The following is a 15817-nucleotide window of genomic DNA, read 5'->3' on the forward strand; positions in this document are numbered from 1 at the left end:
GTCAGGCCGCTTCGTGGTCGTCCGCGTTTGGCGCGACGGGGTAGGACCCTTCCGAATCCGACTGGGGCGCAACGATAACTGGATCGTCCAGGGTGGGCTTGGCGACGCGCACGAACGCCTGGGTCAGTGTCGCGATGTAGCGGAGGACGGACTCGCGCGCGATCGCGTTGTCCGGGAAGGACATCGTCACCGTGGTGTTCTCGGCCTGCCGGTTGATCCACAAGTTGATCCCGCCGTGGGACAGGCTGTCGCCGTAGGTGCCGAACTTCGTCTCCGCCCATAGCCCGTTGAGGGGAATCTTGCGGAAGTCCAGGAAGGACAGCATCATCGGCAGCTGCGTGGGCAGCTTGAGCCCCAGTTCGTCGGGGGTCGCCAACTCCAAGACCCGCTCGACGGGCACGTCGGCGAGGCGCTGCGCGTCGTCGAACGACTTCTGCGCCGCCCTGGCCGCCTGGGCGAACGTCTCGCCGGCTGTCGGCACGGTGATGGGAATCAGGCTGGCGAACCAGCCCACGGTCATCGTGTCGATACCCGCGGCCCGGGTGTCCTTGGCGGTGAACCCGTGATAGGCGTGCTTGCCGGTCAATTCGTGTTCGGCGAACGCGGCGCAGGCCAGGACTCCGCCGATGAACCGGGCGCCGGCGGCCACACAGGCGGCGTCGAAGGCCTCGGTCTCGGCGGCATCCATCAATTCGACCGTCAGCAGATCGCCCTTGGTGCTGGCCCAGGTGTCACCGAGCGGCAGCGGAAAGCTGGGCCAGTCGCCATCGGTGTCACGCGCGAAGGCGATCCAGTCCTTGATCTCTGGCGACGACAGGTCCAAGCCGGCAGCCCTCTCGCGCTGTCGCGCAACGTAGTCGCGGTAGCTGCGCACCTCGGGCAGCGGGGCGGCCCGGTGCCCGCCCTGCGCTAACTCCTGATACATCAGGTGAATGTCGAGGAAGATCAGGGCGGCGGACAGGCCGTCGATGTGCAGGTGGTCGACGCTGGCGTAGAACGTGAAATAGTCGGCGTGCTGGACGATTCCGTAGGTGAAGCAGCCCCATTCCAGCGTGTGTGGAGTCGTGGTGAGGACGTGGTTACGCGCCTGATCCGGTGTCATCTCCCCGAGGGCGACGGGGACGAAATCGATGGCTGCGGGGTCCTCGAGTTCGCGGCGCACGAAGATTCCATTGTCGAATTCGAACCAGTGGTGGTACGTGTCCTGGCGGCGCACATGGGCATTGATCGTCGCGGTCATCGCCTCGATGTTGCAGGTTCCGGGGATGTCCCACGCCACGATCATCAGCCGGGGCAGCTGCCGGTTCAGGTTCTTACCGTGATAGGAGGCCCAGAGGTGTTGATTCTGTTGATAACTCGGTGCCAGATCGCTTCGTCGCGCGGCGCGCGCCGCTTCGAGCGCCGTGGGGGCGGCCATCCACATGGTAACCGGGCCCTGTGGCGGTTGCCATTCGTTGATGTTTCCGAGTGCGACCATTTCGTCGAGTCCTTGTGCTGTGAGATACCGACATCTGTTGTGCGGTCTGGGGGGCTGTGAAAGTGTGGTCAGCGCTTGGTGTTTGGCGCATCATCTGTTCGGTCTCGCGTGTGAAATTTCGCGACGGATTATCGGTATGTCGGGCTGAACTACCGCGTCGCTGCACCCCCTATGTCGCTGCCGTGGACGCTAGCTGAGGGGGCCGAGGATTTCGCGGTTTTACGAAGACTCGCATTCTCGCGCGAGATCATCGGTGGTGCGGTAGTCTTTCTCCGCCAACCGGTCGCAGGGCCGGCGGGTGCGTACCAAAAAGTATCTAACCACAAATGGATCCGTCGCCGATCCGCCTGCCCGGGGCCAGGATTCGGGATAGCATTGTTCGGCTCGCGCCGCGACCGGCAGCGGCCCGAACCGGAGCGGCTCGGGCCAAACCCTCACCGCCTCATGGGAACAGCGGCAGGTGCCAGAGCCGCATGCCAGGGTGCAGCAGCCATAACCGCATCATGGTGAGCCGCAGGATGCGCACCGCGCTGGTGATCAGGAAGATCGCCAGGGGCACCTCGATCAGCAGCGCCGTGATCACCGACAGCCAGATGTCCTTGGGGCCGGCGGTCATCAGGTCGAACCAGGCGTCGCAGATCAGCAGCACCCCGGTGGTGAAGGCGGCGAGCACCAGCAGCTGACGACGCAGGTATCCGAGCACCGCCGTCGTCAACATGAACCCGACCAGCAGCACGTCGAAGCCGACCCAGGTGATCGGCCAGTTGTGCGCGACGTAGTTCTCGGGCAGCGTCACGGACAGATACCCCAGCCAGGGGACCATCGCCATGGAGCCACCGATCATCAGGCTCAATCGAATGCGCCGCACCCGGGCCAGAAACTCCGGGTCGATCACGTCGCCCAGCGGCTGCTCCAGCCGGGTGATCAGTTCCCGACGCTGCTCGGGCGTCAGCGCCGCGATCTGCGCGTCGGTCAGAATGCCGTCGGTCATGAACCCATCCTGCGGCTCGGCCCGGTCGGATCAGTGGGCGGCACCCACCGCAGGGCGCCGGTCCGCCGCGGTTCTGGGCACAGCCTTGGCATCGCCGCTCTCGAATTCCTTGACCCAGCAGGCAAATTCGAGGGTGATGCCGTCGGGGTCCTGAAAATAGAACGAGCGCACGTAGACGCCGGGATGCACGGTCGCCGACACCTGCATGGGGCTTTCGTCGTGGTTGAGCACCGGGCCCACCCGCACCCCTTTGTCCTTGATGAGTTGGCGATAGGCGTCGAACTTCTCGGCCGGCACATGAAAGGCCAGGTGGTTCATCGTGCTGACGGCGCTGGTGATGTCGCCGATGCCCGGGATGGCGCCCGGCGACGAGATCCCCGGCACCCGGTCCGGAGCGTCGGCGAACCAGAAGAAGGCGACGCAGTCGCCGTTGCCGGCGTCGAAGAAGAAGTGCTGGCCGGCGCCGCCGGGTAGATCGAGCGACTTGATCAGCGGCATGCCGAGGATATTGCTGTAGAAGTCCACGGTTTTCGCCATGTCCGAACACACCAGGGCGACATGGTTGATCCCGCCCAGTTCGAATTCCGTGTTGGTGTTGTGCGGCTTGATCATCTGGTGGCTCCCCTCGGTCCCCGGCGTGACGATCCTGGCCAAGATCCAAATCTGAATCTAACATCAGTTTCAGTTTTGGCCCAGGGAGGTGCATAGGTGTCGACCGCGGCGTCCCCTGCTGACCGCGACGGCCAGCCCGCCACACTTCCCACCCGTCGCGGCAGGCGGACGCAGGCCGCCATCGATATGGCCGCCCGGACCGTCATCGCGCGCAAAGGCGTGCTGGCCACGACGATCTCCGACATCGCCGCGGAAGCGGGCCGTTCGGCGGCGTCGTTTTACAACTACTACGACTCCAAAGAGGCGATGGTGCGCCAGTGGGCGCTGCGCTTTCGCGACGAGGCCACCGAGCGCGCGCAGTCGGTCACCGGACACGGTTTGTCCGATCGTGAGCGCGCCCACGCTGCCGCCGCCGCGCACTGGCACACCTACCGCAACCGGCTCGCCGAGGTGATCAGCGTGTCGCAGCTGGCGATGATCAACGACGACTTCGCCCGGTATTGGTCCGAGATCTGCGAGATACCAGTGTCGTTCATTGCCGAGTCGGTTCGGCGCGCCCAGTCCGAGGGCCACTGTCCCGACGACGATCCGCGGCTGATCGCCGAGGCCATCGTGGCGATGTTCAACCAGTTCTGCTACCTGCAGCTCGCCGGGGCGCGCGCGGAGGAGCCCGACGATCAAGCGTGCATCCAAACCCTCGCCAACATCTATTACCGGGCCATCTACGCGTCAGGAGGACCGCTGAATTGACTCGTCGCACCGGTGCCGGAGTGGTCCGGGAATTCGTCGGGCTGCCCTCGCGCACCGCGGGGCGCGCGGGCGCGGGCGGCCACCCCTGCCAGGGGCTGTATCACCGCGGCGTGGGACGCAGACCCAAGGTCGCGATGATCGCCACGCACTACCAGATCGACTTCTCCGAGCACTATCTCGCCGACTACATGGCCACGCGCGGTGTCGGGTTCCTGGGCTGGAACACCAGATTTCGCGGCTTCGAGAGCAGCTTCCTGCTCGACCACGCGCTGGTCGACATCGGCGTCGGGGTGCGCTGGCTGCGCGAGGTGCAGGGCGTGGATACCATTGTGCTGCTAGGTAATTCGGGTGGCGGCTCGTTGATGGCCGCCTACCAGTCACAGGCCGTGGACCCCAACGTCACTCCCCTGGACGGGATGCGCCCGGCGGCCGGGGTGACCGAGCTGCCGCCCGCCGACGGTTACGTGGCCACCGCCGCCCATCCCGGTCGCCCGGAGGTGCTCACCGCCTGGATGGACGCCGCCGTCGTCGACGAGAACGACCCCGTCGCCACCGACGCCGACCTCGACCTGTTCAACGAGCGCAACGGGCCGCCCTACTCGCCGGAGTTTCTCGCCCGGTACCGCAGCGCGCAGACCGCGCGCAACCACGCCATCACCGACTGGGTCGAAACCGAGCTCAAACGCGTTCGCGCGGCGGGCTTTTCCGATCGACCGTTTTCGGTGATGCGGACCTGGGCCGACCCCCGCATGGTCGACGCCGGCATCGAGCCCACCAAGCGTCCGCCCAACATGTGCTACGCGGGCGTTCCGGCCAAGGCGAACCGCTCGGCGCACGGCATCGCGGCGGCCTGCACGCTGCGCAACTGGCTGAGCATGTGGAGCCTGCGGGTGGCGCAAACGCGTGCCGAACCGCACCTGGCCCGCATCACCTGTCCCGCCCTGGTGATCAACGCCGAGGCCGACACCGGGGTGTTCCCCTCCGACGCCCAGCGCATTTTCGGCGCGCTCGCCGGCACCGACAAGACACAGGCATCGGTGGACACCGACCACTACTTCACCACCCCGGGCGCGCGCACCGAGCAGGCCGACATCATCGCCCACTGGATCAACAAGCGGTGGCGCTGAGAGCCGCGAACCATCGTGGCGACCCGCCGCGGCCGGCTTCGCCGCGCTTGGGATCGCCACCGGCCCCTATCGTCAACCAACCGACTGGTTGTTAGCTTGGAAGGTGCTTGGCCGAAACGGCGTCCTGCAGCAACGGAAGGCGACCAATGCCGATCGCGATAAATCCCGAGCATCAACAGCTGGCCGATTCCGTGCGATCGCTGGTGGCGCGGATCGCGCCGTCCGAGACGCTGCACGCGGTGATGGAGACTCCCCTCGAGAACCCTCCGCCGTACTGGCAGGCCGCGGCCGAGCAGGGGCTGCAGGGGGTCCATCTGGCCGAATCCGTCGGCGGGCAGGGCTACGGCATCCTCGAGTTGGCCATCGTGCTGGCCGAATTCGGTTACGGGGCGGTGCCGGGCCCGTTCGTGCCATCGGCCATCGCCAGTGCCCTGATCGCCGCGCACGACCCGGACGCGAAGGTGCTCTCCGAGCTGGCGTCGGGCGCCGAAATCGCCTCCTACGGCCTGAATTGCTGCGCGCTGACCGCGACCCGGCACGGCAATTCGTTGGTGATCCGCGGCGAAGTGCGGGCGGTCCCCGCCGCGGCGCAGGCCACGCTGCTGGTGCTGCCCGTGGCGATCGACAGCGGCGAGGCCTGGGTGGTGCTGCGCGCCGACCAGCTCGAGATCGAGCCGGTGAAGAGCCTGGATCCGCTGCGCCCCATCGCCGACGTGCGAGCCAACGCCGTCGAGGTCGGCGAGGACGTCGTGCTGACGAACCTGACCATGGCGACCGCGCACGCGCTGATGACAACGCTGCTGTCCGCCGAAGCCATCGGTGTCGCACGCTGGGCGACCGACACGGCCTCGCACTACGCCAAGATCCGTGAGCAGTTCGGCCGGCCGATCGGCCAGTTCCAGGCCATCAAGCACAAGTGCGCCGAGATGATCGCCGACACCGAGCGGGCCACCGCGGCCGTGTGGGACGCGGCCCGAGCGGTCGATGAGGCGCGCGAAAACAATTGGGACACAGCGGGTTCGCACGTCGAGTTCGCCGCCGCCGTCGCGGCGACGCTGGCTCCTGCGGCCGCCCAGCGCTGCGCGCAGGACTGCATTCAGGTGCACGGGGGGATCGGCTTCACCTGGGAGCACGACGCTGGCGTGTATTACCGCCGGGCCCTGATGCTCGCCGCCTCGTTCGGTCGCGGTTCGGACTACCCGCAGAAAGTCGTCGACACCGCCACCACCACCGGCATGCGTGCGGTGGACATCGATCTCGACCCCGACACCGAGAAGCTGCGGGCGGAGATCCGCGCCGAAGTCTCCGCGCTCAAGGCGATCGAGCGTGAGCAGCGCAAGGTCGCCATCGCCGAAGGCGGTTGGGTGCTGCCCTATCTGCCGAAGCCATGGGGGCGGGGCGCCAGCCCGGTGGAGCAGATCATCATCGCCCAGGAGTTCGCCGCCGGGCGGGTCAAGCGACCCCAGACCGGGATCGCGACCTGGATCGTGCCGTCGATCGTGGCGTTCGGCACCGAGGAGCAAAAGCAACGGTTCCTGCCGCCCACCTTCCGCGGCGAAATGATTTGGTGCCAGCTGTTTTCCGAGCCGGGCGCCGGATCGGATCTGGCCAGCCTCACCACCAAGGCGACCCGCACCGACGGCGGCTGGCGCATCACCGGCCAGAAGATCTGGACCACCGCCGCGCAGTTCTCGCAGTGGGGGGCGCTGTTGGCGCGGACGGACCCCAGCGCCCCGAAACACGCCGGCATCACGTACTTCCTGTTGGACATGAAAAGTGAAGGCGTCGAGGTCAAGCCGCTGCGCGAGCTGACCGGCAACGCCATGTTCAACACCGTCTACATCGACGACGTGTTCGTGCCCGACGACTGCGTGCTCGGTGAGGTCAACCGCGGCTGGGAGGTCAGCCGCAACACCCTGACCGCGGAGCGAGTGTCGATCGGGTCCAGTGAGGCCAACTTCCTGGCCACGCTGGCACAGTTCGTCGAGTTCGTCCGCGACGGCCACTTCGACCAGATCGCCCAGCACCGTGCCGGCCAATTGATCGCCGAGGGCCACGCGGCCAAGGTGCTCAACCTGCGCTCGACGCTGCTGACGCTCGCCGGTGGGGATGCCATGCCGTCGGCGGCGATCTCGAAACTGCTGTCCATGCGCACCGGCCAGGGCTACGCCGAATTCGCGGTGTCGTCGTTCGGCACCGACGCCGCGATCGGTGACCCGGACCAATTGCCGGGCAAATGGGGCGAATACCTGCTGGCCAGCCGCGCCACCACCATCTACGGCGGCACCTCCGAGGTGCAGCTGAATATCATCGCCGAGCGGCTGCTGGGCCTGCCCCGCGACCCGTAAGCCGCCGCGAAAGTCCCCCCAAACAGGGCCATGCCGACCTGACTAAGTCAGGCCGGCATGGGTCCCTCCAGAACGCGGTCGGCCATCCCGAGGGTTGGCGTGTCGGCGACGGCCGTTACCGCGCGGAGATGGTGGTCACCACCACCAGTTCCACCAGTGCTGGGGGCCCCAGTAGCCACGGCCCCAGTTGCCGTGGCCCCAATTGCCGTGGCCCCAGTTACCCGGCCGCCAATGGCCATTTCCCCGACCATCATGGCCGCCCCACCCGCGACCGCCGGGGCGATCGGGGATGAAGCCCGGTCCGCCGTGCGGCCCAGCACTGGCGAAGCTCGTGGTGGCTGCGGGCGCAGGAGCGGCCTGGGCCGCGGGGGCGCCGCCGACCAGCAGCGCGCCGGCCACAGCCCCGGCACCGATGACACCTGCGGCCGCGCCGCGTAATGATCGCCCGATGATCATTTGAGTCATTCCTTCCAACCACTTGCTATCGATACCAAAAACGTTAATCGGACATTTCTGAGCAAACAAGGGCAATTCGAATATTTTGGATGTGAATTAGGCAACAAGGCCCCTCTCCGGCCCTATATCGAGCCGACAATTTGAAAGCGTATTTACGTAATTCACTTTCTCGCAAATACTGACGCCGCGGGCCAGTCGTCAAATTATCCGCAGCTCAGACTATGTTTACTGATTTACTGGATTGCGGAAGGCGTATCTACTGATATCAGATATTCCGCGTAAGCGGATCCGCTGAATTCGCCGGTATTTTCGGCTAACTAATCAGCGCCATTCAATGGCCAGTAGGCTCAGCGGTTGCACTGGCAGCTACTTCTATCGGTTTGCGGCACGATCTGCGGAACGCGGCGGCGAACGCGCCGCGCAAGTGCGGTCCGCCGCGCAGGGCCACCGACCGGTCCACGGGCGGCCCGGCGACGCGACTTACGCTGGCCTCGGTGACAGAATCAGTATTGACACAACGGCACCGAGCGCTGATTTACTGATTGGCACTCACGGAGGAAGACACCGAAGTGAACTTCAACAGCAGCCACAGCGGACCCAGCGTCGGAGCCTTTCGCGCCCCCAACTCGGCCGGCGGCCCGGCGGGAGACGCCGCACCGACCGAGCGTCTCACGAGTCTCGGGCACCCGGGCGGCCAGCGGATCGTCGGCCAACCGGCCGCCGCCCAGCCTGGTCGCACCCAGCGGACGCGTCGCACCGTCGACCTGCCTGCGGCCACTCACCGGGCCCTCGACATCTGGCAGCGTGAGGCGGCCGACCGGCTGGGCGTCGCCCGGGTGACCGGGCAGGAGGTCCTCACCGCGCTCATCGACCAACTCCTGGTCGACCCGAAACTCACGGCGCAGATCACCCGCGCCATCAAAGACCGCCGCTGACTCGCGGCGCGCGAGCCGCACCGGGCTAGTCGACGTCCATTTCGCGCAGCTCGCGCTTGAGGATCTTGCCCGTGGGGTTGCGCGGCAGCTCGTCGAGGAAGACCACCTCACGCGGCACTTTGTACTTGGCCAACTGGTCCCTCACGTGCTTTTTGAGGGTGTCCTCGTCGACGTCGGAGCCGTCCTTCTTGACCACGAAGGCGCGCAGGCGGTGACCCCACTCCTTGTCTTCGACACCGATCGCTGTCGCCTCCACCACGTCGGGATGTCCGCTTAGGCAGTCCTCCACTTCCGCGGGGAAGACGTTCTCGCCGCCCGACACAATCATCTCGTCGTCGCGGCCGCTGATGTACAGCAGATTGTTCTCGTCGAAGTAGCCGACGTCGCCCGAGGACATCAGGCCGTCGATGACCTGCTTCTTGCCGCCGCCGGTGTAACCCTCGAACGGGAAGGCGTTTCCGACGAAGATGCGACCGACTTCGCCCTGCGGCAGCTCCTTGCCGTTTTCGTCGTAGATCTTCACCTTGACGCCTTTGACCACCGGGCCCGCCGTCGAGGGGTTGTGCCTAAGGTGCTTGGGTTCGGCGATCGTGGCGAAAGCGATCTCCGTCGAGCCGTACATGTTGTAGATGACGTCCCCGAGCTCCTTGAGACCCCGCTCGGCCACGTCGGCGTTCAGCGCGGAGCCGGAGACGAACACAATTCGCAGGCAAGACAAATCGGGCTTCTCATCCATCTTTTCCAGGGCGTCCAGCATCCGGGACAACATCACCGGGACGACGACGATCGCGGTCGTCTTGTGCTTCGCGACGTCCTTCAACACCACCTCGGGCTTGAACTTGCGGTGCAGCACCAGCGTCGAGCCCAGGAACGCTCCGATGGTGGCGTGCAGGAAGCCCAGCGCATGGAACATCGGCGCGGGAAGCGCCGTCACCTCGCCGGCCTTGAACGGGACATGCGACAGGATGCCGCCGACAGGTGCGAGGGTCGGCGGGGTGCTGCGGTTCGCACCCTTGGGGGTGCCGGTGGTGCCGCTGGTCAGGATGATGATCGACGAGTGCTTGCTCGCCTTGGGTGCGGGCTCGCCGCTGCTGTGTTCGATCAGGTCGGCCAGTGTCTCGTCTTTGCTGCCCGACTTCTTATCGGAATCAGGGTTGGTTCCCAGCGCCCGCAGCTTGCCCAGTGGCGGGTCGGCCTTGCTGACGTCCTCGCAGTATTCGTCGTCGTAGATGATCAGCTTGGCGTCCTCGCGCTCAGCCACCTCCTTGATCTGTGGCCCGGAGAAAGAACTGTTCAGCAGGATGATGCGAGCACCGACCCGGGCGCACCCGAACTCGGCGATGGAAAACCAGCGGCTGTTGCGGGCCAGGATCGCGACGCCGTCGCCACCTTTGACGCCCTTGTCCAGCAGGCCGTGGGCAACCGCGTTGGCGGCGTCGTCGAGCTCCTTCCAGGTCAATTCGCCGTCATCGTCGATAATGGCCACCTTGTCCGGGTTGCGGCGCGCGTGCAGGGCCGGAAGCATGCCGATCTCGCCCCACTTGCGGAGGTCGTTGGCCATGGCGGCGAGGTTTTGCGGCGGCTCCAGCGGAAAGCCGCCGGCTTCGAGAATTTTGCGGACATAGTGCAGCTCGGCCAAACCGCGCTCCGCGTATTGCTGAACCTTCGAAACCGCCTGCCCGGGCAGACCGATCAGATTAGGCATGGATCCCACCCTATGTGACGTCCGTCGCATTACGAGGGGTAAGTACCCGTCGACTTACGATGATGAACATGGGTCCGGTTTTGCTGGAGGTGGCCGGGCGCGAGGTCACGATCACCCATCCGGACAAGGTGGTGTTCCCCGGCGCGAGCGGCCGCGAAACCACTGGCTCCTCTTCGGGTCCGTACACCAAGCTCGACCTGGTCCGCTATTACCTGTCCGTGGCCGAGGGCGCGCTGCGCGGTGTGGCCGGCCGCCCGATGATCCTGAAGCGCTTCGTCAAGGGCATCACCGAAGAAGCGGTGTTCCAGAAGCGCGCCCCGGCCAAACGGCCGGACTGGATCGACGTTGCCGAACTGCGGTACGCCCGAGGCACTTCCGCCGCCGAAGCGGTGATCCACGACGCCGCGGGGCTGGCCTGGGCCGTCAACCTGGGCTGCGTCGACCTCAACCCGCATCCGGTGCTGGCCGACGACCTCGATCACCCCGACGAACTGCGGGTCGACCTGGATCCGATGCCCGGCGTCTCGTGGCGGCACATCGTGGACGTCGCGCTGGTCGCCCGCGAGGTGCTCGAGGACTATGGCCTGACCGCGTGGCCCAAGACGTCCGGATCGCGCGGCTTTCACATCTACGCCCGCATCGCCCCGCGCTGGGAGTTTCGCCAGGTGCGGCTAGCCGCGCAGACCGTCGCCCGCGAAGTCGAGCGGCGCGTGCCCGAGGCGGCGACCAGCCGCTGGTGGAAGGAAGAGCGCGAGGGCGTCTTCGTCGACTTCAACCAGAACGCGAAGGACCGCACGGTCGCCTCGGCCTACTCCGTGCGGGCGACTCCGGATGCCCGGGTATCGACACCGCTGCGGTGGGACGAGGTCGCCGGTTGCCGGCCCGAGGCGTTCACCATCGACACCGTGCCCGCCCGGTTCGCCGAGCTCGGTGACCCCTGGGCGGGGATGGACCCCTCCAACGCAGCGGTCGTTGGCTCTCTCGACCGGCTGCTGGTGCTGGCCGAGGAGATGGGGCCGCCCGAGCGCGCCCCGAAAGGGTCGGGCAAGGGCGGCAGGGGCACCGGCGGCAGGCGGCAATCGGCGATGCCGCTGATCGAGATCGCCCGCACCAAGACCAAGGATGAGGCGATGGCGGCGCTGGACGTCTGGCGCGATCGCTATCCGGCGGTGGCCGACCGGCTGCAGCCGGTCGACGTCCTGGTCGACGGGATGCGCGGGCCCAGTTCGATCTGGTACCGGATCCGGATCAACCTGCAGCACGTTCCCGAGGACCAGCGGCCACCCCAGGAAGAGCTGATCGCCGACTACAGCCCTTGGGAAGGCTACGGCGGCCGGCAGAAGCCGTCCTGACCCTAGATCCCCACCCGGGTGATCGCGTTGTGCTTGCGCAGGTAGCAGTACCAGGTGACGCCGAGCAGGGCGAGGAAGAACCCGATGTAGAACCGCAGCGCCGGTTCGATGCTGCCGAACTCCGACTTCGACCACGCGTAGGCGAGCGGAACGACGAACCCGCCGAACGCACCCACCGCCGAGATGACGCCCAGCGCACCGGCGGCCTGGCGGCGCATGTCCACCATGGTCTCGGGATCGCCCCCGGCCAGCTCGCCCTTGATCTTGAAGATCCGCGAAATCATCCGGTAGGTCGAACCGTTGCCGATGCCGGTGGCGACGAACAGGAACATGAAGCTGGCGAAGAACGCCGGCAGATTGACCGCGTTGACCGACCACAGCGCGGCCGCTGCCCCGATCGCCAGCATCACGAAGCTGGCGGCGGTGATGCGGGCGCCCCCGATCCGGTCGGCCAGCTTGCCGCCGAGCGGCCGGATGACCGATCCGATGCCGGCACCCAGAAAGGCCCACGTCAGGGCAATGTCGCCGCGTCCGAAAACGGTCTTGAGCAGGGTCGGGAAGGCGGCCGAGTAGCCGATGAACGACCCGAAGGTGCCGATGTACAACAGCGACATGATCCAGGTGTCGGGGTGCCGCAGCGATTCCAGCACCGGCCGCACGTCGGCCTTGGCCTCGATGAGGTTGTTCATGAACAAGAACGCGCAGACCGCGGCCACGACCGCCAGCGGCACATAGAACAGTCCGGCGCGCGACAGCGCCATCCCGCCGCCGGCGATGACGATGGGCGGGATGATCTTCTGCACCACCGCGACGCCGATGTTGCCGCCGGCCGCGTTCAGGCCCAGCGCCCAGCCCTTGTCCTTCTCCGGGTAGAAGAACGAGATGTTGGCCATCGACGAGGCGAAGTTGCCGCCGCCGAAGCCGGCGGTCGCGGCGATGGCCACCAGGGCGCCGAACGGAATCCCGGGATGGCTCACGGCCCACGTCAGCAGCAGGCACGGGATCAGCAGCAGCGCCGCGGAGATGGTCGTCCAGTTGCGGCCGCCGAAGAGCGGAACCGCGAAGGTGTAGGGCAACCTCAAAAACGCCCCGACACCGCTGGGCACGGCCACCAGGCACAGGGCCTGGCTGGCGGTCAGCGCCCACCCGGACGCGGCGGCGTGCCCGTGCGCCCCGGCCGTCATCTGCACCACCACGATGCTCCACAACATCCACACGCTGAACCCGACGTGCTCGGCGAAGATCGAGAAGATCAGGTTCCGGCGGGCGATCGGCTTGCCGGTGGCCTCCCAGAAATCGGGGTCTTCGGGCCGCCAGTCATCGATCCAGTGCCGCCCCTTGCGAGACTCGCGCGGCGGCGCGGGCTGCGATACCGGGGTGATGGTCGTGGTCATCTGGTGGGACTCCTGGGTTGAATGAGGCGCGGGCAGTGACGACTCGACGCTAAAGAAGCACTGTTACCGGTCTGGGTGTGCACAGTTACGTGGGCGATACGCAGAAATCGCAACGGCCCGCACCCGTTTGTCAGAACTCTGCAACGCACGGACGTCGCGGACCCACGGCGCGGGCTGGATGCGCGACAATCGGCGCATGCAGGTGACTGGGGCTCCCCTGGGCCTACGGGAGCGCAAAAAGATCAAGACCCGCCGCGCCATCCGGCGCGAGGCGTTTCGCCTCATCGAGGAGAACGGCTACGCCGCGACCACCGTCGAACAGATCGCCGAGGCGGCCGACGTGTCGCCGAGCACGTTCTTCCGCTACTTCGGATCCAAGGAATCGCTGCTGCTCGCCGACGACCTTGACCCGCTGATCCTCGAGGCGTTGAAGGCCCAGCCGCTCAACCTGTCCCCGGCGCAGGCGTTCCGCCGGGCGTATGCCGCCGTCATCGCCGAGTTGCCCGACGACCAGCTGGAGTTCGAGAGCACCCGGCAGCGCCTGATGTTCTCGATACCCGAGCTCAAGGCGGCGATGTACGACGAGTACTACCGCACGGTGACGGTCGCCGCCGAGGCGATCGCGCACCGGATCGGCCGTGCCGCAGACGATTTCGAGGTCCGGGTGTTCGCCGGCGCGTTGACGGGTGCCATGATGGCCGCCGTCGACAACGCCCCCAAGACCGCCGACACGATCTATCGGGCCCTGGATTTCATGGACGCCGGCATGCCGCTGGGCTAAAGCGCCTCAACAGCGCGGCGATGCAGTTGCGCGGGCGGAACGCGATACTCTCACGCGATGCGACAGGGATGGAATCGACGGGGATTCTTGCAGCTCGCAGGGGCTGCCGGGGTCGCCGCGATCGGCGGTGCGACCGCGCTCTCGGAGCTCGTGGCGGGGTGCTCGTCGAGCAAACCGGCCCCGGGGGCCACGCCGGGGTCGGTGACGGTCACCCACCTGTTCGGTCAGACCGTCATCAAAGAACCACCCAAGCGCGTCGTCAGCGCCGGCTACACCGAGCAGGACGACCTGCTGGCGGTCGGGGTGGTGCCGATCGCGGTGACCAACTGGTTCGGTGACCAACCGTCCGCGGTCTGGCCGTGGGCCGCGCCCAAGCTCGGCGGGGCGCAGCCGACGGTGCTGAACCTGGACAACGGCATTCCCGTCGACCAGATCGCCGGCCTGAAACCGGATCTGATCGTGGCCGTCAACGCCGGCCTGGACGCCGACACCTATCAGAAGCTGTCCGCGATCGCCCCGACCGTCGCCCAGTCGGACGGCGACGCCTTCTTCGAGCCGTGGAAGGAGCAGGCCACCACCGTCGGCCAGGCGGTGTTCCAGGCCGACCAGATGAAGTCGTTGATCGACGGCGTCGAACAGAAGTTCACCGACATCGGCAAGAAGAATCCGCAATGGACGGGCAAGAAGACCCTGCTGATGCACGGCGCGCTGTGGCAAGGCACCGTCGTCGCCACGATGGCGGGCTGGCGGACGGACTTTTTGAACCAGATGGGACTGGTCATCTCCGACGGCATCAAACCCTTCGGCACCGATCAGCGCGCCGTCATCCCGCGCGATCACATCAAGGCGGTGCTTGATTCCGCCGACGTGGTGATCTGGACGACCCAGAACCCGGACGATCAGAAGGCGATCCTGGCCGACCCGGAGGTGGCCGGGTCCCTGACCACCGCGCAGAACCGGCACATCTTCACCACCAAGGACCAGGCCGGCGCCATCGCGTTCGCGTCGCCGCTGAGCTACCCCGTCATCGCCGACCAGCTGCCACCGCTGATCACCAAGATCCTGGGCTAGCCACGCGGGCGCGTCGCGGCTGTTTGAGCGTTTGCTAAGGCAGCTCTGGCAGTGCTCGAAAATCCGTCGGCCGACCCTCGCACAGGCCCCGATCCCGGGGTTACCGTCGAGTAATGAGCGTGACGGACCTTAGCGGCGACCTGGCCCACAACCTGCCGACGGAGCTGGTCGGCAACACCGTCGTGGACTACGGCGACCGCGCGCTGATGGTGCAATGCGGCAGTACCGCCGAGGTATTGGCGTGGGCGGACGCGCTGCACGCCGTGGCGATACCGGGCGTGGTCGACGTCGTCCCCGCCGCCCGCACGGTGCTGGTGAAGCTGGACACGCCGCGCTATCAAGGCGTCGTCCGTCAGCGGCTGCGCAAGATGCGCGTCGACGCCACCCCCGGCGCCGCCTCGCAGCGCAGCGCCGACGTTGTCATCGACGTCGTCTACGACGGCCCGGACCTGGCCGAGGTCGCCGAGCGCACCGGACTGACCATCGCGGCGGTGATCGACGCCCACACCGCCACACCGTGGCGGGTCGGATTCGCCGGATTCGCACCCGGTTTCGCGTATCTGGTCGACGGCGATCCGCGGCTGAGAGTGCCCCGGCGCCCCGAGCCGAGGACATCGGTGCCGGCGGGCTCGGTCGGCCTCGCCGGTGAATTCAGCGCGGTCTATCCGCGGCAATCCCCCGGCGGGTGGCAACTCATCGGCCACACCGACGCGGTGCTGTGGGATCTGCGGCGGCCGAGCCCTGCGTTGCTGGCGCAGGGCATGTGGGTTCAGTTCCGGGCCGTCAGCACGTGATTCGCCACCCTAGCTAAGGAGATA

The 15817-nt window shown here is 66.9% G+C and carries 14 protein-coding genes; 9 read left to right on the top strand and 5 right to left on the bottom strand.

All coding sequences use genetic code 11. The annotated features are described in order from the left end of the window. Position 1: 1 nt before the first annotated feature. The 3 genes from AC5Y5B_RS03450 to AC5Y5B_RS03460 all read right to left on the bottom strand — a co-directional run bounded on the left by AC5Y5B_RS03450 (position 2) and on the right by AC5Y5B_RS03460 (position 3080). Positions 2-1477, bottom strand: coding sequence for a condensation domain-containing protein (locus AC5Y5B_RS03450; RefSeq protein WP_500003536.1), 1476 nt, complete (start codon positions 1475-1477; stop codon positions 2-4). Between the two features lie 442 nt (positions 1478-1919). Next, complete coding sequence (locus AC5Y5B_RS03455) at positions 1920-2468, bottom strand: hypothetical protein (protein ID WP_112632718.1); 549 nt, start codon at positions 2466-2468, stop codon at positions 1920-1922. Positions 2469-2498: 30 nt separating this feature from the next. Then, on the bottom strand, positions 2499-3080 hold the full coding sequence (locus AC5Y5B_RS03460; protein ID WP_500003848.1) for a VOC family protein: 582 nt from the start codon (positions 3078-3080) through the stop codon (positions 2499-2501). A gap of 186 nt (positions 3081-3266) precedes the next feature. Here AC5Y5B_RS03460 and AC5Y5B_RS03465 point away from each other — a divergent pair, with 186 nt between their 5' ends. The 5 genes from AC5Y5B_RS03465 (at position 3267) to AC5Y5B_RS03485 (ending at position 8696) form a co-directional block, all read left to right on the top strand. Beyond that, positions 3267-3830, top strand: coding sequence for a TetR/AcrR family transcriptional regulator (locus tag AC5Y5B_RS03465; protein ID WP_165821788.1), 564 nt, complete (start codon positions 3267-3269; stop codon positions 3828-3830). Next, positions 3827-4957: an alpha/beta hydrolase family protein gene (locus tag AC5Y5B_RS03470; RefSeq protein WP_500003543.1), complete on the top strand. Its 1131-nt coding sequence runs from the start codon at positions 3827-3829 to the stop codon at positions 4955-4957. Before AC5Y5B_RS03465 ends, AC5Y5B_RS03470 begins: the two co-directional genes overlap by 4 nt. A gap of 146 nt (positions 4958-5103) precedes the next feature. After that, entirely contained in the window at positions 5104-7305 is a 2202-nt protein-coding gene (locus tag AC5Y5B_RS03475; RefSeq protein WP_500003548.1) for an acyl-CoA dehydrogenase family protein, read from the top strand. 231 nt (positions 7306-7536) lie between these two features. After that, positions 7537-7743, top strand: coding sequence for a hypothetical protein (locus tag AC5Y5B_RS03480; RefSeq protein ID WP_500003551.1), 207 nt, complete (start codon positions 7537-7539; stop codon positions 7741-7743). 587 nt (positions 7744-8330) lie between these two features. Continuing rightward, on the top strand, positions 8331-8696 hold the full coding sequence (locus AC5Y5B_RS03485; protein WP_112632779.1) for an ATPase: 366 nt from the start codon (positions 8331-8333) through the stop codon (positions 8694-8696). Between the two features lie 25 nt (positions 8697-8721). On the opposite strand, the gene fadD2 is transcribed toward AC5Y5B_RS03485, so the two are convergent. Next, positions 8722-10401: a long-chain-fatty-acid--CoA ligase FadD2 gene (fadD2, locus tag AC5Y5B_RS03490; protein ID WP_500003557.1), complete on the bottom strand. Its 1680-nt coding sequence runs from the start codon at positions 10399-10401 to the stop codon at positions 8722-8724. Positions 10402-10460: 59 nt separating this feature from the next. On the opposite strand from fadD2, the gene AC5Y5B_RS03495 reads away from it, so the two are divergent. Then, positions 10461-11753, top strand: a complete 1293-nt coding sequence (locus AC5Y5B_RS03495) for a DNA polymerase domain-containing protein (protein WP_500003562.1) — start codon at positions 10461-10463, stop codon at positions 11751-11753. A 2-nt stretch (positions 11754-11755) separates the two neighbouring features. On the opposite strand, the gene AC5Y5B_RS03500 is transcribed toward AC5Y5B_RS03495, so the two are convergent. Further along, the gene (locus AC5Y5B_RS03500; protein ID WP_500003566.1) at positions 11756-13147 is read right to left on the bottom strand and encodes a NarK family nitrate/nitrite MFS transporter; all 1392 of its coding nucleotides are present in this window, start codon (positions 13145-13147) and stop codon (positions 11756-11758) included. Between the two features lie 196 nt (positions 13148-13343). Here AC5Y5B_RS03500 and AC5Y5B_RS03505 point away from each other — a divergent pair, with 196 nt between their 5' ends. The 3 genes from AC5Y5B_RS03505 (at position 13344) to AC5Y5B_RS03515 (ending at position 15793) form a co-directional block, all read left to right on the top strand. Then, positions 13344-13928, top strand: a complete 585-nt coding sequence (locus tag AC5Y5B_RS03505) for an acyl-CoA-like ligand-binding transcription factor (protein ID WP_500003570.1) — start codon at positions 13344-13346, stop codon at positions 13926-13928. A 57-nt stretch (positions 13929-13985) separates the two neighbouring features. Further along, positions 13986-14999: an ABC transporter substrate-binding protein gene (locus AC5Y5B_RS03510; RefSeq protein WP_500003572.1), complete on the top strand. Its 1014-nt coding sequence runs from the start codon at positions 13986-13988 to the stop codon at positions 14997-14999. Between the two features lie 113 nt (positions 15000-15112). Continuing rightward, positions 15113-15793: a 5-oxoprolinase subunit B family protein gene (locus AC5Y5B_RS03515; RefSeq protein ID WP_500003573.1), complete on the top strand. Its 681-nt coding sequence runs from the start codon at positions 15113-15115 to the stop codon at positions 15791-15793. The last annotated feature ends 24 nt before the right edge of the window (positions 15794-15817 follow it).

The sequence above is a fragment of the Mycobacterium sp. NGS33 genome (genome assembly GCF_059812885.1).